19 protein-coding genes are annotated in these 24,611 nt (G+C 61.3%); 13 read left to right on the forward strand and 6 right to left on the reverse strand.

All coding sequences use genetic code 11. The annotated features are described in order from the left end of the window. Positions 1–3 precede the first annotated feature (3 nt). Positions 4–1,218 (forward strand): HDOD domain-containing protein, encoded by a 1,215-nt coding sequence (locus GFU70_RS01095; RefSeq protein WP_153387470.1) that lies wholly within the window; start codon positions 4–6, stop codon positions 1,216–1,218. 145 nt (positions 1,219–1,363) lie between these two features. Here GFU70_RS01095 and GFU70_RS01100 read toward each other — a convergent pair whose 3' ends face one another. After that, on the reverse strand, positions 1,364–2,353 hold the full coding sequence (locus tag GFU70_RS01100) for a GGDEF domain-containing protein (RefSeq protein WP_058544700.1): 990 nt from the start codon (positions 2,351–2,353) through the stop codon (positions 1,364–1,366). 334 nt (positions 2,354–2,687) lie between these two features. Beyond that, positions 2,688–3,872, reverse strand: coding sequence for a delta-9 fatty acid desaturase DesA (desA, locus tag GFU70_RS01105; RefSeq protein ID WP_153387471.1), 1,185 nt, complete (start codon positions 3,870–3,872; stop codon positions 2,688–2,690). A gap of 146 nt (positions 3,873–4,018) precedes the next feature. Between desA and dibA the strand changes: the two genes are divergently transcribed. Next, positions 4,019–5,926, forward strand: coding sequence for a phosphodiesterase DibA (dibA, locus tag GFU70_RS01110; RefSeq protein ID WP_116643454.1), 1,908 nt, complete (start codon positions 4,019–4,021; stop codon positions 5,924–5,926). Between the two features lie 279 nt (positions 5,927–6,205). Beyond that, the gene (locus tag GFU70_RS01115; protein ID WP_153388958.1) at positions 6,206–7,636 is read left to right on the forward strand and encodes an IS1182 family transposase; all 1,431 of its coding nucleotides are present in this window, start codon (positions 6,206–6,208) and stop codon (positions 7,634–7,636) included. A 735-nt stretch (positions 7,637–8,371) separates the two neighbouring features. Here the strand turns inward: GFU70_RS01115 and GFU70_RS01120 are convergent. Then, positions 8,372–8,755: a DUF6124 family protein gene (locus GFU70_RS01120; RefSeq protein WP_058546451.1), complete on the reverse strand. Its 384-nt coding sequence runs from the start codon at positions 8,753–8,755 to the stop codon at positions 8,372–8,374. 480 nt (positions 8,756–9,235) lie between these two features. Between GFU70_RS01120 and oscA the strand changes: the two genes are divergently transcribed. From oscA to GFU70_RS01160, 8 genes are all read left to right on the forward strand, one after another. After that, positions 9,236–9,418 carry a sulfur starvation response protein OscA gene (oscA, locus tag GFU70_RS01125; RefSeq protein WP_003186967.1) on the forward strand — a complete coding sequence of 61 codons (183 nt, stop codon included), beginning with the start codon at positions 9,236–9,238 and terminating at the stop codon, positions 9,416–9,418. 132 nt (positions 9,419–9,550) lie between these two features. Next, positions 9,551–10,564, forward strand: coding sequence for a sulfate ABC transporter substrate-binding protein (locus GFU70_RS01130; RefSeq protein WP_058546452.1), 1,014 nt, complete (start codon positions 9,551–9,553; stop codon positions 10,562–10,564). A gap of 99 nt (positions 10,565–10,663) precedes the next feature. Then, on the forward strand, positions 10,664–11,482 hold the full coding sequence (gene cysT, locus GFU70_RS01135; protein WP_116643450.1) for a sulfate ABC transporter permease subunit CysT: 819 nt from the start codon (positions 10,664–10,666) through the stop codon (positions 11,480–11,482). Positions 11,483–11,494: 12 nt separating this feature from the next. Then, positions 11,495–12,364, forward strand: a complete 870-nt coding sequence (gene cysW, locus GFU70_RS01140; RefSeq protein ID WP_153387472.1) for a sulfate ABC transporter permease subunit CysW — start codon at positions 11,495–11,497, stop codon at positions 12,362–12,364. Between the two features lie 3 nt (positions 12,365–12,367). Beyond that, complete coding sequence (locus GFU70_RS01145; RefSeq protein WP_153387473.1) at positions 12,368–13,357, forward strand: sulfate/molybdate ABC transporter ATP-binding protein; 990 nt, start codon at positions 12,368–12,370, stop codon at positions 13,355–13,357. Between the two features lie 280 nt (positions 13,358–13,637). Beyond that, positions 13,638–15,005, forward strand: a complete 1,368-nt coding sequence (locus GFU70_RS01150) for a cytochrome C (protein ID WP_153387474.1) — start codon at positions 13,638–13,640, stop codon at positions 15,003–15,005. Further along, on the forward strand, positions 14,995–15,504 hold the full coding sequence (locus GFU70_RS01155; RefSeq protein ID WP_058545661.1) for a hypothetical protein: 510 nt from the start codon (positions 14,995–14,997) through the stop codon (positions 15,502–15,504). Before GFU70_RS01150 ends, GFU70_RS01155 begins: the two co-directional genes overlap by 11 nt. Then, entirely contained in the window at positions 15,501–17,723 is a 2,223-nt protein-coding gene (locus GFU70_RS01160; protein ID WP_116643447.1) for a GMC oxidoreductase, read from the forward strand. The genes GFU70_RS01155 and GFU70_RS01160 overlap by 4 nt, the downstream gene beginning before the upstream one ends. A 183-nt stretch (positions 17,724–17,906) precedes the next feature. On the opposite strand, the gene GFU70_RS01165 is transcribed toward GFU70_RS01160, so the two are convergent. Next, on the reverse strand, positions 17,907–18,431 hold the full coding sequence (locus GFU70_RS01165) for a DUF962 domain-containing protein (protein WP_153387475.1): 525 nt from the start codon (positions 18,429–18,431) through the stop codon (positions 17,907–17,909). 87 nt (positions 18,432–18,518) lie between these two features. Here GFU70_RS01165 and GFU70_RS01170 point away from each other — a divergent pair, with 87 nt between their 5' ends. Continuing rightward, entirely contained in the window at positions 18,519–19,205 is a 687-nt protein-coding gene (locus GFU70_RS01170; RefSeq protein ID WP_058545664.1) for a Crp/Fnr family transcriptional regulator, read from the forward strand. Between the two features lie 252 nt (positions 19,206–19,457). On the opposite strand, the gene GFU70_RS01175 is transcribed toward GFU70_RS01170, so the two are convergent. Beyond that, positions 19,458–20,462: an AraC family transcriptional regulator gene (locus GFU70_RS01175; protein WP_116643444.1), complete on the reverse strand. Its 1,005-nt coding sequence runs from the start codon at positions 20,460–20,462 to the stop codon at positions 19,458–19,460. Positions 20,463–20,562: 100 nt separating this feature from the next. Here GFU70_RS01175 and GFU70_RS01180 point away from each other — a divergent pair, with 100 nt between their 5' ends. After that, a complete protein-coding gene (locus GFU70_RS01180) occupies positions 20,563–21,645 on the forward strand; it encodes a fatty acid desaturase (protein WP_116643443.1) in 1,083 nt (360 codons plus the stop codon). A 439-nt stretch (positions 21,646–22,084) separates the two neighbouring features. On the opposite strand, the gene GFU70_RS01185 is transcribed toward GFU70_RS01180, so the two are convergent. Continuing rightward, complete coding sequence (locus GFU70_RS01185) at positions 22,085–24,589, reverse strand: TonB-dependent siderophore receptor (protein ID WP_153387476.1); 2,505 nt, start codon at positions 24,587–24,589, stop codon at positions 22,085–22,087. Positions 24,590–24,611 lie beyond the last annotated feature (22 nt).

Genomic DNA, 24,611 nt, shown 5'->3' on the forward strand with positions numbered 1-24,611 from the left:
TGCATGACTGCTGTGGATTTACCCGCTGTACCCCGTGTGTTGATCGCCGAGGCCGATCCGGCGTCCCGTGAGCTGCTTGAACAGGTGTTGTCGGGCGTGCGCTGCGATGCACGGGTGGACACCTGTGGCGACGGCAAAGAGGCTTTGGATTTGCTGGCCAAACATCCCTACGACCTGGTGATTGCCGATTGGGAGCTGCCGCAGGTTGATGGCCTGGCTATCCTGCGTGGCCTTCGCCAGCAGCATCGCACCCCACCGCTACCGTTCATCCTGATGAGCCGGCGCAACGACAGCGCCAGCGTGCGCGAGGTCCTGCCGCTGGCGCCGACCGCGTATCTGACCAAGCCTTTGAACCGGGAACACCTGACCCAGCGTTTGCAGGGGTTGTTGGTGGGCGGCGAAGAAACCTCCAACGATGCGCCGATCCCGGGAGCGGGGCTGACCTTGGCCACCTTCCTGGAGCGTCGGCGTGACCTGTCCGAGGGCGCGCCCTTGATGACCGATGTGCAAGTGGCGGTCAGGCGCAGCCTCAACCCCGGCGGCCTGGATTTGAAACTGCTCGAAGAAGAGCTCCGCACCGACCCGCAAATCACCGCGGTGCTGATCGCGGCGGCCAACGGCGCTGCCCAGCATCAGGGCGGCGGCCCGGTGCAGACCGTGGCCCAGGCACTGCACCAGCTCGGCACCGGACAAAGCATGAACTTGATCCTCGGCCTGGCCCTCAAGCGCTGCGCCCGGCTCAGCGTCCCGTGCCTGGCGGACTATGCCGAGCGTTACTGGGAACTGTCGCTGCAAGCCGCCGAGTACGCCCGAATCCTGGCTCGGTTGCTGGATCTGGAACCGGAACGCTGTTATTGCGCCGGGCTGTTACACCGCCTGGGTGACCTGGCGCTGTTGCGTTGCCTGGAGGAGTGGACGCAGGCGGGTGGCGAGCTGGATGAGTTGGAGGAAGTAGGGAGTTGCCTCGATCAATACGGCGCTGGTTTCGGCTCGGCGCTGCGCACCCGTTGGCGCCTGCCGCTGGAGCTGCGTGAGTTGATCGCGGCAGCCTATAGCCTGGGTGGTGGGGTGTATTCCCGCGAGGCACTGGTGATGAACATGGCGGCGCAGATGGCCCACCTGACCGAGCATGAAGGACTTGAAGAGCTGGCCCGGGGGCGCACGGCGCGGTTGCTGAAGATCGGCTTGCCCGAGTTGATGCGGTTGCGCCGCAAGTAAGACCACCGCCCAACCCTGTGGGAGCGAGCTTTGTGGGAGCAAAGCTTGCTCGCGATGCAGGCAACTCGGGTTCAAGTGGACACCGAGGCGCTGCTATCGCGGGCAAGCCTTGCTCCCACAGGGGTTCAGTGGCGGGACAACTCACTCAAGCCGCGATGATGCGGTTCTTACCCTTGCGCTTGGCTTCGTACATGGCCGCGTCGGCGCGGGCGAACAGGCTGTCGAGGCTCTGGTCGTCGGCCGTGATGCTGGTCAGGCCCTGGCTCACGGTAATGCCGAAGCTCTGCTCGCCGCAGCGAAACATCAAGCGCTGGATTTCCCGTTGCAGCCGCTCGGCCACTTGCAATGCCATGTCGGGGGCGCAGCCGGGGAACACCGCAGCGAACTCTTCACCACCAATCCGCCCGAACAGGTCGCCGCGCCGGAGCACGGACCGCCCGCTTTCGGCGATTCTCTGCAGCACGGTATCGCCTTCCTGATGGCCGTAGGTGTCGTTGATCACCTTGAAGTCATCGATGTCCAGCAACAGGAACGCCATGGGCATCCCTTGTAGCCGTGCCTGCTCGAACTCACGGTGGGCGCATTCGAAAAAATGCCGGCGATTGCTGCTTTGGGTCAGCACGTCGGTGGTCGCCAGGCGCTGCAGTTCGCTTTCCAGCAGCTTCTTTTCGGTGATGTCTTCGGCAATGCCCACCACAATCACCGGTTGCCCTGGCTCGGCCTTGCGGTTGATGAAGCATTTGTCGCTCAGCCAGCGGACCTGGCCGTCGCCGGCGATGATGCGGTATTCACGGTCTTCGACGGCGCCCTTGACCAATACCTCGGCCAGGCTGCGCTCGGCATACTCCAGGTCGTCGGGGTAGATTGCGTCGCGCCATTCGTTGAAGTCAGCCAGGACCAGACCGGCGGGGCGGCCGAAGATCCGCTCGTAGGCGGGGCTGACATACAGCACCTGCCGGGTTTCCCAGTTGAACGCCCACAGCACGGCATTGACGCTGACCAGCAACGAGCTGAACAGCTGCTCACGCTCGCTCAGGCGCGCCACTTCGCCCTGGGCATGCATCAGCGCCATGAGCGTCTGGGCTGCCTCGGGCCAATGAGGTAGGGAGTAATCCTGTAGGTTCTTGTCGACCATCGGCACAAATCTCAAAGAGCATGCACTGCTGTTGGTTCGCACGCGCTTTCTCCAAAACCCGCCTGGATGGCGAAGTGCTCTTTGAGATAGGGGATTTGGGGCGAAGTTCCTTTTCAGGCGACGAAGGGCGGGGGATTTGGCGAGTCAAAGTATGGGGTTGACCCTGTGGCCAGAGATTGCTCCCGCCGGGCCTGTAGGAGCTGTCGAGCGGAGCGAGGCTGCGATCTTTCCCCTGACGCTTGAATCTCAAGCGAAAGATCAAAAGATCAACAGATCGCAGCCTTCGGCAGCTCCTACAGAGCCCCGCGCAAGCCTTTGCCATGGAGTTGCATTGTCAGGCCGTGGCAGGCCGTAGCGAGTAGGTCTTGAGCTGGTCGGCGAAGTCCCGCAGGGACTGGATGCCGCTGGCCTCGGCCTCGTGGACCCATTCCTTGATGGCGGCGAGCATGTCGTGGCCGTTGCTGCTGGTCTTGACCCAGATCTGCTGCAAGGCCAGGCGTTTCTCGTAGATCACCTTCAGCGCCTGGCTGTGTTCGAGCATGTTCTGGATGCGCACGTGGTGACGGTCGTCCAGCAGGCTGGTTTCCCGCGAGAGCAGGCGTTTGGCCCGGTGGAACTGGTGACGCACCGAGTGATCGACCTTCTCCAGTTCCTGCTTGACCAGCGGCGCGATGACCAGCCGGCGGTACTGCGCCATGATCTGGAAACGGTTGTTGAGAATCGCCATGGCCGTGTCCATGTCCAGGTGGCCCTTGCCTTCGACCCGGTGGGCGATCGGCGCAACCCGCTGGACCTTGGCCAGGCCCAGGACACTGAACACCCGGATCCAGGCCCAGCCCAGGTCGAACTCCCATTTGCGTACCGACAGCTTGGCCGAGTTGGGGTAGGTGTGGTGGTTGTTGTGCAGTTCTTCGCCGCCGATCAGGATGCCCCAGGGCACCAGGTTGGTCGCTGCGTCGCGGCATTCGAAGTTGCGGTAGCCCACGGCATGGCCCAGGCCATTGACCACGCCGGCGGCCCACACGGGAATCCACATCATCTGGATGGCCCAGATGGTGATGCCGATGGTGCCGAACAGCAGCAGGTCGATGATGCCCATGATCGCCACGCCCACTAGCGGGAAGCGGCTGTAGAGGTTGCGCTCGATCCAGTCGTCGGGGCAGTTCTTGCCGTAGATGCGCAAGGTTTCCGGATTTTCCGCCTCGGCGCGATACAGCTCGGCGCCTTTGCGCAGCACGGTGGACAAGCCTTTTATGACCGGGCTGTGGGGGTCGTCGACGGTTTCGCATTTGGCGTGGTGCTTGCGGTGGATGGCGGTCCACTCGCGGGTGTTCTGCGCTGTGGTCAGCCACAGCCAGAAACGGAAGAAATGTTTGAGGCCAGCGTTGAGCTCCAAGGAGCGATGCGCCGAATAACGGTGCAGGTAGACCGTGACGGCAATGATCGTGACGTGGGTCATCAGCAGGGTGACTGCCACCAGTGACCAGGCCGACAAACCAAGAAAACCTTCGTACCACATAGGCTGTAGGGCCCTCGATAAAAATAGAAACTGCCGTTGCATTATCCCCAGACCTACAGATAAAACCAGTCGGCCTTTCAGATAAGAGTGGCTGGATGTTTCTTCCTCTATAATCCCTACCTCTTTGTAGGGACATGGATGGCTGAATGACCGCCTATCAACGCAGTGCCATGCGCGTAGCGCTGCTTTACCTCGTGCTGTCAGTCATATGGCTGCAACTGATTGGTTATTTATCGAGCAGTTTCTTCGATCAATTTTCCGACAGGCAGCATTGGTTATTGATCAACGGTTATGCCTGGATCCTGCTCAGCGCCGGGTTGGTCTTCCTGGCGCGAGCGCGGATCTCGCGTTTTTTCGGCAAGGCCGAGCCTGGCGCCGATCGAGAGCGCCTGCGCCAGGCTGCCGCCGTCTTCGATTGCACCCGTGAAGGGGTGTTGGTAACGGACCGCCAGGGCCTGATCGTGCACGTGAACCGGGCTTTCATGGCGATCACCGGTTATGTGCGGGACGAAGTGCTGGGCCAGCGCCCCAACCTGTTCAAGTCCGGTCGCCATGGGCCGGAGTTCTACCGCGACATGTTTGCCTCCCTGGCCAGCCAGGGCGAATGGAGCGGCGAGATCTGGAACCGGCGTAAAAGTGGAGAGATCTACCCGCAATGGCAGACGATACGCGTCATTCGCGACGATAACGACCAAGTCAGCCATTATGTCGCAGTGTTTTCCGACATCAGCGCCATCAAGGACTCCGAGCACGAACTGGCCTACCTGGCCCATCACGACCCGTTGACAGGCTTGCCCAACCGCCTGCTGTTTTCCGATCGCACCGAGCAGGCCCTGGCGTCGGCGCAGTTGCACAAGCGTGGCTGCGCCCTGTTGCTGCTGGACCTGGATCACTTCAAGAACATCAATGACAGCCTGGGTCACAACGTCGGCGATGAGTTGCTCAAAGGCGTGGCCGAGCGGTTCCGTGGGCTTTTTACGCCGGGGGTGACCCTGGCCCGGTTGGGGGGCGACGAATTTGCGGTGCTGGTGGAAAATTGCTCGCAGCCAGGCCAGGCCGCGGCGTTGGCCCGGCGCATCCTCGACGCGTTGAAAGAGCCCCTGCGGTTCGATGACCACGCATTGTTCATCAATGCCAGCATCGGCATCAGCCTGTTTCCCGGCGATGCTCTGAGCGCCGGGCAGTTGCTGCGCAATGCCGATTCGGCGTTGTTCAAGGCCAAGAGCGCCGGACGCGACGGCTACGCCTTGTACACCGAAGAACTCACGGCCCACGCCCAGCAGCGGGTCGAGATTGCCTCCGAACTGCGTCGGGCGCTGCAGCAGCAGGAGTTGCGCGTTCACTATCAGCCGGTCCACGACCTGGCGACCAGTCGTCTGATCGGGGTCGAGGCGCTGGTGCGATGGGAGCACCCCACGCGAGGGCTGGTGTCGCCGGCTGAGTTCATTCCCATCGCTGAGCGTACCGGCCTGATTGCCCAGGTCGACGCCTGGGTCATGGACCAGGCCTGCCGGCAGATGTGCCAGTGGCAGCAGGCCGGCGTGGCGCTGTCGTTTGTTGCCGTCAACGTTTCGAGTCGGTTGTTTGCCCGTCGCGAGTTGTATGAGCAGGTCGCCCAGGTGTTGCACGACACGGGCCTGGACCCGGCCTGCCTGGAACTGGAAGTGACGGAAAGCGCGGTGATGGAAGACCCGGAAGTGGCGCTGGAGCAGATGCATCGCCTGCGAGAGTTGGGCGTGCGCCTGGCCATCGATGATTTTGGCACGGGTTATTCGTCGCTGCTGCGGCTCAAGCGTTTGCCGGTGCAGAAGCTCAAGATCGACCAGGGTTTTGTCGCGGGGTTGCCGTGGGATGAGGATGATGCGGCGATCGTCCGGGTGATCATTGCTCTGGCCCATAGCATGGGTATGCAGGTGCACGCCGAGGGCATCGAGCAGCGTGAGCAGGCGGCATTTTTGCTTGGCCAGGCTTGTGAGCTGGGGCAGGGTTACTGGTTTGGCCGGCCCGTGGCGGCGGCGCTGTTGGATTGGGATCGGGTGCCGGTTATTGCTTGATCGTCAGGGGTATTGATGTTGGTCGAGTGCATATCCGTTGCTGCGGTAACGGCTACTGGCGGTTCCGCCCTTACGGCGGGTCACTTTTTTCAGACGCCAAAAAAGTAACCAAAAAGGCTTTGCCCCACCACTCGGCACCTCGCTTAGGCTCGGTGTGCCCTCACTCCGGCATTGCTCCGTGGGCCCGCCGCGAAGGGCCATCCATGGCCCAGAGTGTGTCAAAACCCTGAAGCCAACCCTTGCTATGATTTCCCCAGGACTTCATTGCAAGGGCTGCCCATGAAACGCTTCATCCAAGGTGAACATCGAGATCAAACTACCTTGCTCCCCGAGAGCTTGGACGACTACGTCAGCGATACCAATCCGGTGCGCGTTGTCGATGTCTTCGTGGATGAACTCGACCTGATCACCTTGGGTTTTGAAAGCGCTGTCCCCGCTAAAACGGGCCGACCGGCTTATCACCCTGCAGTCATGCTGAAAATCTACATCTACGGCTATCTCAACCGTATCCAGTCAAGCCGGCGTCTTGAGTGCGAGGCGCAGCGCAACGTCGAGTTGATGTGGCTGACCGGTCGCCTGATGCCGGATTTCAAGACCATCGCCAACTTCCGCAAAGACAACTCAAAGGCCATTCGAGGAGTCTGTCGGCAGTTCGTCGTGCTGTGTCAACAACTGGGGCTTTTCTCGGAACATTTCGTTGCCATCGATGGCAGTAAATTCAAGGCGGTGAACCACCGCGACCGCAACTTCACCAGCGCCAAGCTGAAGCGCCGGATGGAAGAGATCGAATCAAGCATTGCCCGTTATCTGAAGGCGCTGGATGAGGCTGATCGGCAAGAGCCCAAGTCTTCAGGGCCCAAAGGCGGCCTGGAAGAGAAGATCGCCAAATTGAAGGAGCAGATGAAGGCGCTCCATGCGATTGAAATACAGCTTGAAGCATCGCCGGACAAACAGATCTCGCTGACCGACCCGGACGCGCGCTCGATGATGATGACGAGCGGTCATGGCATCGTGGGCTACAACGTGCAGACAGCAGTCGATACCAAACACCATTTGATTGTCGCGCACGAGGTGACCAATGTCGGTCACGACCGTGATCAGCTTAGCTCGATGGCCCAGCAGGCCCGTGAGGCGATGCAAATCGAATCGTTGTCGGTGGTAGCGGACCGAGGGTATTACAAAAGCAGAGAAATCCTGGCCTGTCACGAGACAGGGATCACCGCTTATGTGCCGAAAACGCTGAGTTCGCGGGCCAAATTTGATGGCCGTTTCGGTAATGACGAGTTTATTTACGACGCGGACAAAAATGTGTACGTCTGCCCCGCCAAGCAAGTGCTGATCTGGCGCAACTCTTATGTCGACAAGGGCAAGAAGCTGGACGTTTACTGGCACTCCAACTGCCAGGCCTGTTCGATAAAGGCGCAATGCACACCGGCCAGAGAGCGGAAGATTCGGCGCTGGGAACATGAGGCGGTACTGGAGGAAATGCAGGTCCGCCTGAACAATGAGCCGCAGATGATGAGCATCCGCAAGCGAACGGTCGAGCACCCCTTCGGGACGCTGAAGCAATGGATGGGGGCGACGCATTTTTTGACGCGGCGGCTGGCTGGGGTAAGCACCGAAATGAGCTTGAATGTACTCGCTTACAATTGGAAAAGGGTGATGAAAATCCTTGGTGCGCAGGGTCTGATGAAAGCGCTGGCGGCCTGAAACCTGCCGTTTTGCCCCGTTAATCAAGCCTACGGAGCCTTGCTAGCGCTTGTAGGGGCCGTTTGGAGCTACAAGAGCGCTTTAGGTTTTAATCAATTGGCCAACACCTGTCGGCACTACGTGCCGACGATGTTTTATTTGTTTTTACACACTCTGGGCCCAGCGCGGCTATCCCGGCATCCATGCCGGGATGCCCACTCCACAATGCCTGCGTTCGGCCATCGTGGTTAACGGGGCGCCCGAGATCAACGTCCACCGCGAGGCGGCCTAGTAGCCGGCCTGGCTCGCCCGGTCGTACACCCGTCAGATCTGTTTGAGCAGGACCTGTGGGAGCAAAGCTTGCTCGCGAGGCGGCCTAGTAGCCGGCCTGGCTCTCCCGGTCGTACACCCGTCAGATCTGTTTGAGCAGGACCTGTGGGAGCAAAGCTTGCTCGCGAGGCGGCCTAGTAGCCGGCCTGGCTCACCCGGTCGTACACCCGTCAGATCTGTTTGAGCAGGACCTGTGGGAGCAAAGCTTGCTCGCGAGGCGGCCTGACAGCCGACCTGGCTCTCCCGGTCGTACACCCATCAGATATCTGTTTGAGCAGGACCTGTGGGAGCAAAGCTTGCTCGCGAGGCGGCCTAGTAGCCGGCCTGGCTCTCCCGGTCGTACACCCGTCAGATCTGTTGGAGCAGGACCTGTGGGAGCAAAGCTTGCTCGCGATGGCGTAAGCCCAGCCTGCATCAATGCAAGCGTTACACCTTGGCCCCAGGCGCCGCCATCTCCTTGGTTTCCAAATGATCCAACGCCCGCTCGACCAACAACTGCACCCCATCGGCCATGCGGCTGATCGCCAGGGCGACGCAGCGGCGTGAGTCATCGACGTCGTCAGCCAGGTCGGCGGCGATGGTGCTGATGGACAGTAGGTCTTCGGAGGCGTTGGCGAGCAGGGTTTCGGTGTCGATGTGGGGGGACACGATGAAGAGTTGGTTTTTATCGGGTTCGGGCGGTGAGGCGGGCTTGGGTTTGAGGTAGTAGTCGAGGGCGCGGGTGGCGGCGTCATCGAGCTTTTTTTCTTCCTGCGCTTGGACGCGGGATTTGTGGCCGCTTTGCGGCGGATTCGGTGAATGCTTGACCATACTTTATGTACCAGAGTTGGGGTCGACATCCTTTCGCTTGCATTCGAAGAGGTGGCAACTGTGCGTAGGTGTGCAAGACCGGTCCGGTACCGCCGGCAGACCCGAAGGTCTCCCACGCACAATTGCCATAACGGACGCGAGCATAAAAAAATGCTCGGTCAATAGCCATGATCAATTGCGTACCAATCCGGACTTGCACGTCCGTGTCACCGTTTTTTGCGATGACGAACAGAGGTTAGCCGCGCCATAGAGCGCTGCCTAGTTCATGAACAGCCCGGCGTTTTGAAGGAAATATCCGAGGGTTTGGCAGGGAAAAAGCTCCCAGTCACCCCTGCCGTAGGACATCGACTACTTCATGTAATTTTGGTTATATAAAAATTCTCAAATAGTCTTTTTAAGAATATCCGCGCTTATCTAGTATTGCTCCCACGCCGCAAGCAGTGCCGCCCACTGCCAGGTATTCATTCAAGGAGCAGCAGCATGAGCGCATCTCTACGTAGCGTTGACGGCCAGGACGAAGCAACCATCTTGCGCGAGATCCAGAGCGCCTTGCGCGATCTGCGTTTTGGGGCGGTGGAAATCACCGTGCACAACGCACAGGTGGTCCAGATCGAACGCAAGGAAAAATTCCGGCTGCAACAACCCAGTCATAAGCCGTCTTGAGAAAGCCAAAAAGATCGCAGCCTTCGGCAGCTCCTACTGGGGGCTAGGCGTAGGAGCTGCCGAAGGCTGCGATCTTTTCAGGACCACAACGATTTCGAAGCCATAAAAACCAGAATTCCAGGAGCTTTCACCATGTCGTTCATTCGTCGTTATGCCCTGGCCGCGCTGGCCAGTGGTGTTTTTGCAGGTTCCGCCGTCGCCAAGGATTACGAGCTGCTCAATGTGTCCTACGACCCGACCCGCGAGCTGTATCAGGATTACAACGCCGAATTCGCCAGTTTCTGGAAGAAAACGCACCCGGACGACAGCGTGAAGATCCAGCAGTCCCACGGTGGTTCGGGCAAGCAAGGTCGGGCGGTGATCGATGGTCTGCGGGCCGATGTGGTGACCCTGGCCCTGGCCGGCGACATCGATGAAATCGCCAAGCTGGGCAAGTCCCTGCCGACCGACTGGCAAACACGCCTGCCGGAAGCCAGCACGCCCTACACGTCCACCATCGTGTTCCTGGTGCGCAAGGGCAATCCCAAGGGCATCAAGGATTGGGGCGACCTGATCAAGAATGACGTGTCGGTCATCACCCCGAACCCGAAGACTTCCGGCGGTGCGCGCTGGAACTTCCTCGCCGCCTGGGCCTACGGCCTGAAGGCCAACGGGGGCGACGAAGCCAAGGCCAAGCAATACGTGCAGGCGTTGTTCAAGCGCGTGCCGATCCTCGACACCGGCGCCCGTGGCTCGACCATTACCTTCGTCAACAACGGTCAGGGCGACGTGTTGCTGGCCTGGGAAAACGAAGCCTTCCTGGCGCTGAAAGAGGACGGCGGCGCGGACAAGTTCGACATCGTCGTGCCGTCGCTGTCGATCCTCGCCGAACCGCCCGTGGCGGTGGTGGACAAGAATGCCGAGAAAAAGGGCAACCTGGAGATCGCCGAAGCCTACCTCAAGCACCTGTACAGCCCGGCCGGCCAGGAAATCGCCGCGAAGAACTTCTATCGTCCACGGGACAAGGACGTGGCCGCCAAGTACGCCCGGCAGTTTCCAAAGCTGGACCTGGTGACCATCGACAAGGACTTCGGCGGCTGGAAAAGCGCCCAGCCGAAATTCTTCAACGATGGCGGTGTGTTCGACCAGATATATCAGGCGCAGTGAGCTGAAACAAAGCTAAAGCCGGACACCGAATGTGTGGTGAGAGGATTTTGTGGGAGCAAGGTTTGCTTCCATGTTTAGTGTTTTTAACCAAGGACCTTTATGTCGCGTCGCATATCCCCCGTCATACCCGGCTTCGGGCTGACGCTGGGCTACACCCTGGTGTACCTCAGTCTGATTGTGCTCATACCGCTGGCGGCCATGTTCGTGCATGCCGCTCAACTCACCTGGGAACAATTCTGGGCGATCATTTCGGCGCCGCGGGTGCTGGCGGCCTTGAAACTCAGTTTCGGCACCGCGCTGTTCGCCGCCATCATCAACGGTGTGATCGGTACGCTGTTGGCCTGGGTGCTGGTGCGCTATACGTTCCCCGGCCGCAAGATCATCGACGCGATGATCGACCTGCCGTTCGCCCTGCCCACCGCCGTGGCCGGTATTGCGCTGACGGCGTTGTATGCGCCGACCGGCCTGGTCGGCCAGTTCGCCACTGACCTGGGCTTCAAGATCGCTTATACGCCGCTGGGCATTACCCTGGCGCTGACCTTCGTGACGCTGCCGTTCGTGGTGCGCACGGTGCAGCCGGTGCTGGCCGATATTCCCCGTGAAGTCGAAGAAGCCGCCGCTTGCCTGGGCGCCAAGCCGTGGCAGGTGTTCCGCCACATCCTCGTGCCGGCGTTGTTGCCGGCCTGGTTGACCGGTTTCGCCCTGGCTTTTGCCCGTGGCGTGGGCGAGTACGGTTCGGTGATTTTCATCGCCGGCAACATGCCGATGAAAACCGAGATCCTGCCGCTGCTGATCATGGTCAAGCTCGACCAATACGACTACACCGGCGCCACCTCCATCGGCGTGCTGATGCTGGTGGTTTCCTTCGTCCTGTTGCTGCTGATCAACCTGCTGCAGCGGCGCATCGAAACCCCTTAAGGAGGCGCGAACATGTCCCAATCGTCTATTTGCGCGGCCTCCACCAACGCTGCCCGTCGCGGCAGTGCAACGTCGCGGCGCGTGCTGATCGGCTTCGGCTGGCTGATTTTTGCGCTGTTTCTGCTGTTGCCGTTGTTCATCGTGGTGTCCCAGGGCCTGAAGCTCGGGCTGGGGGCGTTCTTCACGGCGATCTTCGAGCCCGATGCACTGTCGGCGTTGAAGCTCACGGTAGTTGCCGTGCTGATCTCGGTGCCGCTGAACCTGGTGTTCGGCGTCAGTGCCGCGTGGTGCGTGAGCAAATATTCATTCCGTGGCAAGAGCATGCTGGTGACGCTGATCGACCTGCCGTTCTCGGTGTCGCCGGTGATCGCGGGCCTGGTCTACGTGCTGATGTTCGGCGCCCAGGGCCTGTTCGGGCCGTGGCTGTCGGATCACGACATCCAGATCGTGTTTGCGCTGCCGGGGATCGTCCTGGCGACCATCTTCGTCACCGTACCGTTCGTGGCCCGTGAGCTTATCCCGCTGATGCAGGAGCAGGGCACCCAGGAAGAAGAGGCCGCGCGCTTGCTCGGCGCCAATGGCTGGCAGATGTTCTGGCATATCACCGTGCCGAACATCAAGTGGGGCCTGATCTACGGCGTGGTGCTGTGTACCGCCCGGGCCATGGGTGAGTTCGGTGCGGTGTCGGTGGTGTCCGGGCACATTCGCGGGGTGACCAACACCCTGCCGCTGCACGTCGAGATCCTCTACAACGAATACAACCACGTGGCCGCGTTCGCTGTGGCGAGCCTGTTGCTGATCCTGGCGCTCTTGATCCTGCTGCTCAAGCAGTGGAGCGAAAACCGAATCAACCGCCTGCGCGCCAGCGCCGCGGAGGAATAAGTCATGTCGATCGAAGTTCGTAACGTCAGTAAGAATTTCCACGCCTTCAAGGCCCTGGACGACATCAGCCTGGACATCCAGAGCGGCGAGCTGGTGGCGCTGCTGGGCCCGTCGGGCTGCGGCAAGACCACGCTGCTTCGGATCATCGCCGGCCTCGAAACCCCGGACCAAGGCAACATCGTGTTCCACGGCGAGGACGTGTCCGGCCACGACGTGCGCGATCGCAACGTCGGTTTCGTGTTCCAGCACTACGCCTTGTTCCGCCACATGACGGTGTTCGACAACGTTGCCTTCGGCCTGCGCATGAAGCCCAAGCACCAGCGTCCGAACGAAAGCCAGATCGCGACCAAGGTCCATGAGCTGTTGAACATGGTGCAACTGGATTGGCTCGCCGACCGCTACCCGGAGCAACTGTCTGGCGGCCAGCGCCAGCGTATCGCACTGGCCCGCGCCCTGGCGGTGGAGCCCAAGGTGTTGCTGCTGGATGAACCGTTCGGCGCCCTCGACGCCAAGGTCCGCAAGGAACTGCGCCGCTGGCTGGCGCGGCTGCACGAAGACATCAACCTGACCTCGGTGTTCGTGACCCACGACCAGGAAGAGGCCATGGAAGTCGCCGACCGGATCGTGGTGATGAACAAAGGCGTGATCGAGCAGATCGGCTCGCCTGGCGAGGTCTACGAAAACCCGGCCAGTGACTTTGTGTATCACTTCCTCGGCGATTCGAACCGCCTGCACTTGGGTGAGGACCGGCATGTTCTGTTCCGCCCTCACGAAGTTTCGCTGTCGCGTTCGGAGCTGGAAGACCACCATGCCGCCGAAGTGCGCGACATCCGTCCGCTCGGCGCCACCACCCGGGTGACCCTGAAGGTGGAAGGCCAGAGCGAACTGATCGAAGCGCAAGTGGTGAAGGATCACGACAGCCTGGTGGGCCTGGCGAAGGGCGAGACGTTGTTCTTCAAGCCGAAGGTCTGGCAGAAAGTTGCCAACCTCTAAAGCAAAAAGCATCGCGAGCAAGCTCGCTCCCACAGTAGAGCTTCAGTGAACACATATTTTGTGAACATATGGAGATCCATTGTGGGAGCTTGCTCGCGATGGCGTCCCCACTGACACCGATCCGAATCTGAATAACCCCACCCAACCTTGCTTCGATTGGTTCTACTGCAACACCTTTTCCCATCTCAAACCCTACCTAGACTCTGACTTGCCAGGAGGCAGTAAGAGTCCAATGACGGACCGGTGTGATCTCCTGGCGCCTGATGCCAAGGAGATGAGTATGAGAATGGAAGTCAGTCGGCATGGCCCGCTTGGCTGTGCATTGTTAAGCGTCTTGCTGGCCCCGACCGCCAGCGCCTCCCCCTCGTTGTCCCCCCAGATACCCTTCGATGTCACGGTAACCAAGCCCGTTTCACTGGTCAGCCTGCAAGCCAATTTCGATGACCTGTCGTGGCAGACCTTCATTGCCCTGAACTGGCCAGCGCTGGATAACGGCGATCCCAATACCGGCACCTCCATCGGCAAGCAGGATGGCGCCACCGTGTGGGAAAGCTGGAAAGAGAGCTACCAGATTTTCCGGGCCAAGGGCCAGGCCCCGCTGCCCTGGAACGCCCCGGCGACCCTGCCTGAGGCGTGCAAGTCGCTCAAGCCCGGTCGCCTGTTGCAGCAGATGGGCAAGGTGCCCGATGTGCTGGATGAATTTATCCAGCCCTTCGAGAGCGGCCCGCTGGTGGACCAGAACGGCACTTACACGCGCAACGAAATCGTGGTCAACCAATCGATGTTCAACGGTATCGTCGACAACGGCCTGTACAGCATCGAAGGGCAGCAGAAGTTTTTCGCCGCCAAGCCGACCAACGCCGTGGCGTTCAGCTGTGGTTCCACCGAGACCAAACAGGTCGGTGCGGTGATGGTGAAGGCGTCGTGGAAAGTGTTGGGCCCCAACGACAACCGGCAGGATTTTCACACTGTCGATGCGCTGGTCTACACCCCGGGCAACAACGATCCGAGCCATGGGCCGATCGTCGAGGAGTCATGCGTGTCCGAGCCGGTCGGGTTGGTGGGGTTGCACATGGTCCATAAGACTGCCAGCGCCGCGCAATGGGTCTGGTCAACCTTTGAGCATGTGAAAAACGTGCCGGAAAAAACCACGCCTGTTGCCCAGCGGACGGGGCCTTATCTGTTCTATAACGCTGCCAGCAACAGCGACATCAACCAGCCGCCGCCACGGCCATGGAACCCGGCCGTGAAGGCGACGCCCTCGCAAATCGTGCGGGACGTGCCGCTGACCGAGGCCACCAAAAAACTGAACGCTACGTATCAAAGCCTGCTGCGTACGGTGAACCCGCAGAGCGTCTGGGCGAACTATCAACTGATCAGCACCCAGTGGCCGTCAGACCCACCCAAGAACTGCCAGGTATCGGCCGCCAACCCGCTGGGCAGCCCCGCGCCGTTGTTCCTGGCCAACGCCACGCTGGAGACCTACATCCAGGGCACGGTGCCCCAGGCGTCTTCCAGTTGCATGGCCTGCCATGGCAATGCGGCCACCCATGTCACCGAGTCCCCGCGTACCAGCTTCGCGGATTTCACCTATTTGCTCGAACGCGCACAGTCCACTGGCGGACAAGGAGTCAACCATGAGCAGTGATCTGGACAATTTTGTAGGCCTGTCATCGGCCTTGACCGGCATTCCTACCGATCGGCTGGCACCGGCGATCGACCAGGTGGGTTTGCCGCCGACTTTTCTCGCATTCATCACCCCGCGTATCACCCCTGAGGTGCTCAACGCGCTGCTGACTCAGTACGCCACGCTGGTGGCCGACCACATGCCGCCTGACCAGATCGCCAAGGCGGTGCTGATGGACGGATCGCGACCGGCCGTCACGCAAGCGGCCCAAGCCGCGCGTTCGATCATGAAGCTGTGGTTGCTGGGGGTCTGGTATCAGCCCTATGCCACCGGCAGCTACAAATCGACCGATTCGACGGTGGTGTCCGACCAGGCGTACATCCAGAGCTGGGCCTGGAAAATCGCCCAGGCCCATCCCATGGGCTACAGCGAGATGTTTTTCGGCTATTGGAACACCACGCCACCGAGCCTTGAGGACTACACTGGCGTGCCCGCCAACGGGCAAGGAGCTTCGTCATGAGTACCGAACAAGCCGAGGTGATCATCGTTGGCGCGGGGCTGGCGGGCAGCATCATCGCTTATCAGTTGGCCATGGCGGGCGTGGATGTGCTGGTGCTCGAATCGGGCCCGGAGATCCCGGCCAACCGCGCGCAATATCTGGAACGCTTCTACACGGCCACCTTGAAAACCCCGGAGTCCCCTTATCCTCCGGTGTCGTCCCTGGACTCGCCGCGTGACCCGAGCAAGGAAAATGCCCCTCGGGCGACCATCGCCGACCTGATCCTTGGCTGGAAAGAGCCGAAAACCAGCTACCTGGTGCAGAAGGGCCCGCTGCCCTTCAACAGCACCTATGAACGGGTGGGCGGCGGCACGACCTGGCATTGGGTCGGGACGTGCCTGCGCATGGTGCCGAACGATTTTCGCCTCAAGAGCAAGTACGGCGTCGGGGTGGATTGGCCGATCGGTTACGACGATCTGCAAAGCGCTTATTGCCGGGCCGAGGCGGAAATCGGCGTGTCGGCCAATGTCGCCGACCAGGCCTACCTGGGCATGACCTTTCCCGAGGGTTATTCATTCCCGATGCACAGCATTCCGTTGTCGTTGGTCGATGGCAGTTTTGTCGGCGCCGTGACCGGGCAGACGTTCGACGGTTTGCCGCTGGTGGTCAGCCCGACCCCGGCTGGACGCAACTCCCAGCCCTACGCCGGGCGCCGGGTGTGTGCCGGCAATACCAACTGCACGCCGATCTGCCCGATCCAGGCCAAGTACGACGCGACGGTGACCCTGAACAAGGCCCTGAACACCGGCAAGGTCCGGGTCATGTACCGGACCGTGGCCAGCAAAGTGACCGTGGGCCCGGACAAGAACATCAATGGTATCGAATTCATTCAATACCAGCTTGGCGAGGGGCCGCAGACGGGCACTGGCGTGGCCATCGGGCAGCGTTACGTGATCGCGGCCCATGCCATCGAAACCCCTAAATTGTTGCTCAATTCCAAGACCCCGGCCTGGCCCGATGGCGTGGCCAACAGCAGTGGGCAAGTGGGACGCAGTTTGTCCGACCACCCGATTTACCTGGCATGGGGGCTGATGCCGGAAGGCAAGACGGTATTTCCGTACAGGGGCCCGGTGTCCACGGCGGGCATCGAGAGCCTGCGTGACGGCGATTTTCGCAGCCAGCGAGCGGCGTGGCGCATCGAAATCGGCAACGAGGGCTGGAACTGGCCGGTGGGCGACCCTTACGTCACCGTGGCCGATTTTATCGACGGGAAGAACAAAAGCTGCACCAACCCGTTGCCATCGAAAGAGAACCCGCCGCCGCCCACTGAGGCGCTTTACGGCACGGCGCTGATTCAACGGCTCAACGATTTGTTCATCCGCCAGTTTCGGATCGGCTTTTTGGTGGAGCAGGTAGAGAAGGATCCCGACCGGTCCAATAGCTACATCGTGCCCTCGACGGACAAACTCACGGACGGGCTCGGCATTCTCCGGCCGGAAATCCACTACGACCTGTCCGATTACACCAAGGAAGGTTTCAGGCAGGCGAAGATACTGGCGAGCCATATCATCAAGGACCTGCTTGGTGCCGTGGAGCTGACGGTGCCGATTGGCCAAGGGACTTTCAGGTACAAAGAAGAGGATTACAGCTTCCAGGGCGCCGGGCACCTGATGGGCACCTATCGCATGGGCGATGATCCGGCCAAGTCGGTGGTGGACAAGGACCAGCGCAGTTGGGACCACAAGAACCTGTTCCTGGTGGGCGACGGCGTCTTTCCCAGCACCGGCACTTCGAACCCGAGCCTGACGATTGCAGCGCTGTCGTTCCGGGCCGGGGACACTGTGGCCAACGACCTGAAGGCGGTGACGATGCAGGTCCAATCCACCATCGCCTGGCAGGGCACCGGCGTGCAGGTCAACGGGTTGGTCCCGCGCCTGGTTCGCTACGTCAGCGGGCTCTGGTGTGCCAGCCCGCAGGGCGGCAATGTCGATGGAAATGGCGGTTCGAGGCACATCGACTACAGCAGCTATGCCTTGCCCGGTGCCGCCGAAGGCGCCTTGATCGGTCGCGTGGGCAATGGTGGCAAGCCGTTCCTGGTGGGTGATCTGGGACAGGTTCCGGGCAACGAGCAAGGGGAACTGCAACTGTGCATCAACGATGACCTGACCGGGCAGCACGGGTCTGGCTTGAAAGATAACACCGGCGCGCTGACGATACGGGTCGAGTTTGGTGCGCTGTAACGCTTGAGTGGTAATGGTCCAACACCCTGTGGGAGCGAACCTGTGGGAGCAAGGCTTGCCCGCGATGCAAACACCTCGGTGTAGCTGATAGACCGAGGCGATGCTATCGCGGGCAAGCCTTGCTCCCACAAGTTCATTCCCACAGGTTCGCTCCAACAGGGGGAGGCTGGTGGTGCGTTGTGTTCAGGCGACCGAGCGCTGGTGGCGCAAGGCTACGGGCCCGACGCGCTCTTCGATGGCCCGCTTCAGTTCGCCGCGAAGCCCCAGCAGAAAGCCTGCCTCCACCACCACAAACAGCGGCCCGACAATCAGCCCGGTGAGGTCGTCGACGAACGCCGGCTTGCGGCCTTCGTAATAGTGGCCGACAAACTGGATCACCCAACCCACCACGAACATCCCCAGGCCACTGCCCAGCCATACCCAGGTGCTTTGCGCGGCGAGCACCTGGCCCAGCCATAGCGCCAGGCCCAGCAACACCGTCATCAGCACCCCCAGGCGCAACTCCAGGCGCAAGTAGAACCAGGCACTGGCCACGGCCACCAGCAGCGCTGGCGACACCAGGACCGCACCTACCTGCCAGCCTGGCCGCGACAGCAGCACGGCGACGGCGACGAAGATCAGCGGAATGCCGATGAAATGGCTGGCGATGTTGCGCGGGTCGCGATGATAGGCGGCGTATTGACTGAGATGATCGACGAGGCTTTTCATTGTTGTTCCTCCTGAGGTGATGCTTGCATGATGCCCAGGTACCACAAGGCGTTCTGTCAGTTAGCCGACACTTGTCCCGGAGTTCCCATGAATTCGCATCCCTGGCACTCACACCTGATGGCCGGCCACTGGTACAGCCATCTGCCTGCTGAGTTTCAGAATAGTCTGCTGGGCATGGCGCGGGTGCGCCGCCTGACGCCGGGTCATCGGCTGTTCCAGCGCGGCGATCCACCGTGCGGGCTGTATGCCCTGCTGGAAGGCGCGGTGCGTGTTGGAGCAGTGAACGAACAGGGCAAGGAGGCGCTGCTGAGCGTGGTGGAGGCGCCCCACTGGTTCGGTGAAATCTGCCTGTTCGATGGCCAGCCGCGCACGCATGATGCGGTGGTCGTCGGTCAATGTACGCTGCTGCACGTGCCCCAGGCGCCGTTGCTGGCATTGCTGCAAGAGCAGCCGATCTACTGGCGGCATCTCGCATTATTGATGAGCCACAAACTGCGCCTGACCTTCATCAACCTGGAGCACCTGAGCCTGATGCCCGCCCCGGCCCGCGTGGCCTACCGCCTGCTGATGATCGCCGAGGGCTACGGCGAAATCGAACCGGCCCGACGGGTCCTGCAACTGCCCCAGGAACAACTGGCGCTGATGCTCGCGCTGTCACGCCAGACCACCAACCAAATCCTCAAGGACCTGCAGGCCCAGGGCATTCTTCACCTGGGGTATGGCGAGATAGAAATCGTCGACATCGAGCGGTTGCGGGCGTTGACCACGCCCTGAAACAGGTGGGCGCGAGCTTGCTCCCGCTGGCCTGCGCTGTAGGAGCTGCCGAAGGCTCGGGCCGCGTTCGGACGATCTTTTGATCTTTTGATCTTTTGATCTTTTGATCTTTCGCTTGAGATTCAAGCGTCAGGGGAAAGATCGCAGCCTCGCTCCGCTCGACAGCTCCTACGGGTCGAGCGGGAGCAAGCGCCCTCGCCACGGGTCTTGGATTGTCTGGGCGATAGGGCCCGCCCAGGCGCTGCAAAGCCCCTAGCGCAACCCATCCCGAAACTGCCCCGGCGTCATCCCGGTCCAGCGCTTGAAGGCGCGGCTGAAGCTGCTGGCATCGGCAAAGCCCAGCAGATAACTGACTTCGCTCAGCGAGCAATTCGGATCACGCAGATGCAGCAGCGCCAGATTCTCCCGGCACTCGTTGAGCAGTGCGTCGAAGCGGCAGCCTTCGTCGGCCAGGTGCCGTTGCAGGCTGCGCAGGCTCAGGTGCATGGCTTGGGCGATGCGTTCGGCGCTGGGTTCGCCTTCGGGCAGTTGGGCCTCGATGGCCGCGCGTACCTTGCGCTCCCAGGTCAGCGGCTTGAGCTGGGCGAGGGTGCGTTCGAGCACGGTTTCGTTGTGTTCGGCCAGTTCCGGGTTGGCGTCGTCCAGGTGGCTGTCGAAATCGGCGAGGTTGAACTCCAGGCGATCCTGGTCGGCGCCAAAATGCACTGGCGAGCGGAACACCTTGTGCCAGGGGCTGGGGTCCGCGGGTTCCGGGCGCCGCAGGTACACCGCCAGCGGTGCGTAATCACGGCCGAGGCGATTGCGGCAGGTGCGCACGTAAATCGCCGCGAACGCATCGATGGCTTCAAAGGCTGGCGCCGGTCGGCCCGGCGGCACCTCGAGGCTGAAGCGATAACGGTCCCCGGCGCGGATCAGCTGGAGGGTCAAGGCATCGCTGACCACCGGGTGATAGCGCACGATCCGCTCGAACACTTCCCGCAGGCTGCCGCTGGCCACCAGGGCATAACCCAGCGCATGAAACGTGGTGGGGCTGACGAAGCGCGACACCCGCAGGCCGATGGCCGGGTCGCCGCTGGCCTGCACGGCCAATGCCCACAGGCGCGTGGTGGCCGAGAGCGGGTAACGGGCATTCGGGTCGTCCATCCATTGCGGGTCGAGGCCGGCTTCTACGCACAGGGCATGGCTGTCCAGGCCCAGCGCATCGAGCTGTTTGCGCAGGGCGCGGGTCCAGCTGGCGAGGGAAGTCGGTTCAGTCATGACGATTGGCGCTTGCGGTCAACAGGTTGGCGTTTACGGCTACCACCCCAGGGGACAACGCCCGGCAGGATGAGCACATCTCTAACAGAGGATGTAAGCCATGCACGGCACTTGCGCAAGCCCCGAGCGATTGAATGCACAACAACGATCGGCCCATATTCGCCAGGTGGTCCTGGCCCGGGGCGAAGAGTTGCGGCGGCGCTATCCGATCCTGCGCCACCAGGATGCGTTGGGCGCGGGCATCCTGGCGTTCGCCCTGGCCGGGATGATCGGTTCGGCGCTGCTCTACATCAATGGTTACCTGGCCGGGTGGGCGTGCCTGTTGCTCAACGCGTTTTTCGCTTCGCTGACCCACGAGTTGGAACACGACCTGATCCACAGCATGTATTTTCGCAAGCAGCGCCTGCCCCACAATTTGATGATGGGCCTGGTGTGGCTGGCGCGGCCGAGCACGATCAATCCGTGGATCCGCCGCCACCTGCACCTCAACCATCACAAGGTGTCCGGCAGCGAGGCCGACATGGAGGAACGGGCCATCACCAACGGCGAACCCTGGGGATTGGCGCGGTTGCTGATGGTCGGCGATAACGTGATGTCGGCCTTCATCCGCCTGCTGCGGGCCAAGAGCTGGGCGCACAAGCGCAGCATCCTCAAGCGCACGCTGAAGGTGTATTTCCCACTGGCGTTGCTGCACTGGGGCGCCTGGTATGTGTTCCTGGGATTTCATGGGGCCAACGGTATTGCCAGCCTGCTGGGTACGTCGATTGACTGGTCGGCCACCACGCTGGCGACGATGCAGGTGATCGACATCGCCGCGGTGGTGATCATCGGCCCGAACGTGCTGCGCACCTTTTGCCTGCACTTCATCAGCTCGAACATGCACTACTACGGCGACATCGACCCGGGCAATGTCATCCAGCAGACCCAGGTGCTCAACCCCTGGTGGCTATGGCCGTTGCAAGCGTTCTGCTTCAACTTCGGCAGCAGCCACGGTATTCACCATTTCGTGGTGAAGGAGCCGTTCTACATTCGCCAATTGACGGTGCCGGTGGCCCATGAGGTGATGCGCGAGATGGGTGTGCGGTTCAATGATTTCGGTACGTTTGGACGGGCGAACCGGTTTGTGCGCGAAGAGGGTGAGGTGCGGGAGAAAGCTCCCGCCGGTCCTGCAGGAGCTGTGTAAGAGCCGTGTAGGACCTATGTAGGAGCTGTCGAGTGCAACGAGGCTGCGATCTTTCCCCAGACACTTGAATCCCAAGCGAAAGATCAAAAGATCGTCCGAACGCGGCCCGAGCCTTCGCCAGCTCCTACAGAGCCCAGCGGGAGCAAGCTCTCATGGAACAAATTGCAACACCATGTTTTTAAAGTGCTTTTCAAAAAACTGCAATGTGACTCAGTTGGACCGCTATTCCCGTGTGGCGAGGGGATTTATCCCCGCTGGGCTGCGCAGCAGCCCCAAAAGCAACGACCTCGATCTTACTGGCACACCGAGTTGTCTGGTTGGGGGCCGCTGCGCAGCCCAGCGGGGATAAATCCCCTCGCCACAAGACCTGTTCCCTGCGCGACAGCGCAGCGTCGGCGACTCCCTCGCCACAATGGTATGCGTCAAGACCGGGAACAGGTTAGAACTGGTAACTCACCGTCGCTGCCACATTGCGCTCTTCACCCATGTAGCAATAGCTCAGGCTGGCGCACGAGGCGACGTAGCTTTCGTTGGTCAGGTTGTTTGCGTTCAGGCGTACATCCACGCCCTTCAAGCCGACCTTGCCCAGGTCATACCCCACCGACGCATCGAACAACGTGTAGGACGGCACCTTCATGGTGTTCTCCGCATCGGCCCAGCTGTAGCCGACATAGCGCACACCGCCACCCAGGCGCAGGCCGTCGAGGGCGCCGCTGTCGAACTTGTAGTCAGCCCAGACCGACGCCATGTGGCGTGGGGCCTGGGTCGGTGAGTTGCCCTTGTTTTCGATGATGTCGGTGGCGGTGCTCAAGGTGCTGATCATCGATTTCGAATATTCGATGTCGGTGAAGGTGTAGCTGCCCAGCACTTTGAATTGTTCGGTCAACTGCAGGTGCGCTTCCAGTTCCAGGCCTTGGGAGCGCACGGCCCCGACGGCGCGGTAGAAGTTTTCCTGGGGCAGTTTGGTTGCCAGGTTTTCCTGGTCGATGCGAAACAGCGAGGCGGTGTACAGGTCATCGGTGCCCGGTGGCTGGTACTTCAGGCCCAGTTCCCATTGCTTGCCATCGGTGGGCGGCAGCGGGTTGCCGGCGCTGTCGGCGTAGGAGTTGGGGTTGAACGACTCGGAGTAGCTGATGTACGGCGCCAGGCCATTGTCGAACAGGTACAGCGCCCCGGCGCGGCCGGTGAGCTTGGTGCGTTTGTCGTTGATCTCGGTGCCTTGTGGGCGGCCGAATTCGGCGATGCGGTTTTCGTCCGAGGTCTCGACCCAGTCCTGGCGCAGGCCGAGGGAGAATCGCCATTTGTCCATCTCGATCAGGTCTTGCAGGTACACACCGGTCTGCTCCAGGCGCCGCAGGTAGCTGGTGGGGCTGAAGTAGGTGATGGCCGAGTTGCCGTAGGTCGGGTCGAAGGCATTGATCGGCGCCAGGCTGCCGCTGGTCCAGTCGACCACGGTTTTGCGCCGCTGGTAGTCAGCCCCCATCAGTACGGTGTGCTTGGTCGCGCCGGTGAAGAATTCGGCTTGCAGCATGTTGTCGACGATGAAGGAATGGAGCTTTTCTTCGGCGCCGGTGTAATAGCGGTTCAGCTCGTTGCTGGTGGGCGTAGTCCAGCCATAGGCGTAGACCTGATCGTTGGTGACTTTGGAATCCAGGTAACGGAAGTTCTGCCGGGCGGTGAAGACATCGTTGAAACGGTGCTCGAATTGGTAGCCGAACGACTGTTGGTCGCGCTCGTAACCGTCGACGCCCGGTTCGCCTTCGAAGAAGTTTTCGGAGATCCGCCGGCCGTTGCGCTGATGCAAGGTGCCGTCGGCCGGCATGCCACCGTGGTAGCCGCCGTCGGGGTCATGTTGCAGGTAGGCTTGCAGCGTCAGCGAGGTGTCCTCGCTGAAATCGATGTTCACCGTGGGCGCGAGGGCGAAGCGTTTTTCCTTGTTGTGGTCGAACTGGGTGTCGGAGCTGTCCGCCAGGCCGATCAACCGATAGGTGATGCGTTTGTCGTCATCCACGGGGCCGGTAAAGTCCAAACCCATGCCGCGTTGGCCCTGGGTGCCGACCGTGGCATGGATCTGGTGATAGGCCTCGTACTGCGGCTTCTTGCTGGTGAGCGCCACCAGGCCGCCGGGCGAACTGCGGCCGTAGAGCACCGAGGACGGGCCCTTGAGAATGTCGACCCGCTCCAGGAAATACGGATCGACCTGCATGGAACTGTAGGTGCCGCTGTCGCCCATGGACTTGAGACCGTCGAGGTAGATGTTATCCACCGAGCCGTCGTTGAAGCCGCGCATCGCCACGTAGTCGTAGCGGTGGGTCGCGCCATAGGGGTTGGTCAGCACGCCAGGGGTGTAGCGCATGGCCTGGGACACGGTTTGCGCGCCCTGATCGTCCATTTGCTCGCGGGTGACCACGGACACGCTCTGGGACGTTTCGCGCAGGGCGGTACTGGTCTTGGTGGCGATCTGGCTGTGGGTGGCGTTGTAGCCTTCCATGCTGCCCAGGGCGTTACCCAGGGCGAAGCCCTTGATGTTGGTGGTCGGCAGTTCCAGCGTGCTGCCAACGGTCTGGGTTTGCAGCACGTAGCTGCTGCCATCCTGGCTGACGGCAACCAGTCCCGAGCCACTGAGCAACTGGCTCAGGGCCTGGTCGGGCGAGTATTGACCCTTGAGCCCCGGGGACTGGACACCGCCGGTTTGCGCTGGCGTGCTTGCCAGGGTGATCCCTGCCTGGCGGGCGAACTGATTCAGTACATCGCTCAGTGGGCCGGGGGTGATGTTGTAGCTCTGAGGGCCGGCGGTCACGCTGCTTTGTGCGGCGACCGCGAGCATCGGCACGACACTGACCCCCAGCGCCGTGGAGAACAGCGCGGCATGGATCGCCTGGCGCAACAGGCCCGGTTGCGCAGAGAGGCCGAAGGGGTTCTTGGGAAGTACGCGCTCAGTCATTGTGGGTTCCGTTGCAGTCGCC

The sequence above is a fragment of the Pseudomonas brassicacearum genome (assembly GCF_009601685.2).
Taxonomy (GTDB): domain Bacteria; phylum Pseudomonadota; class Gammaproteobacteria; order Pseudomonadales; family Pseudomonadaceae; genus Aquipseudomonas; species Aquipseudomonas kilonensis_B.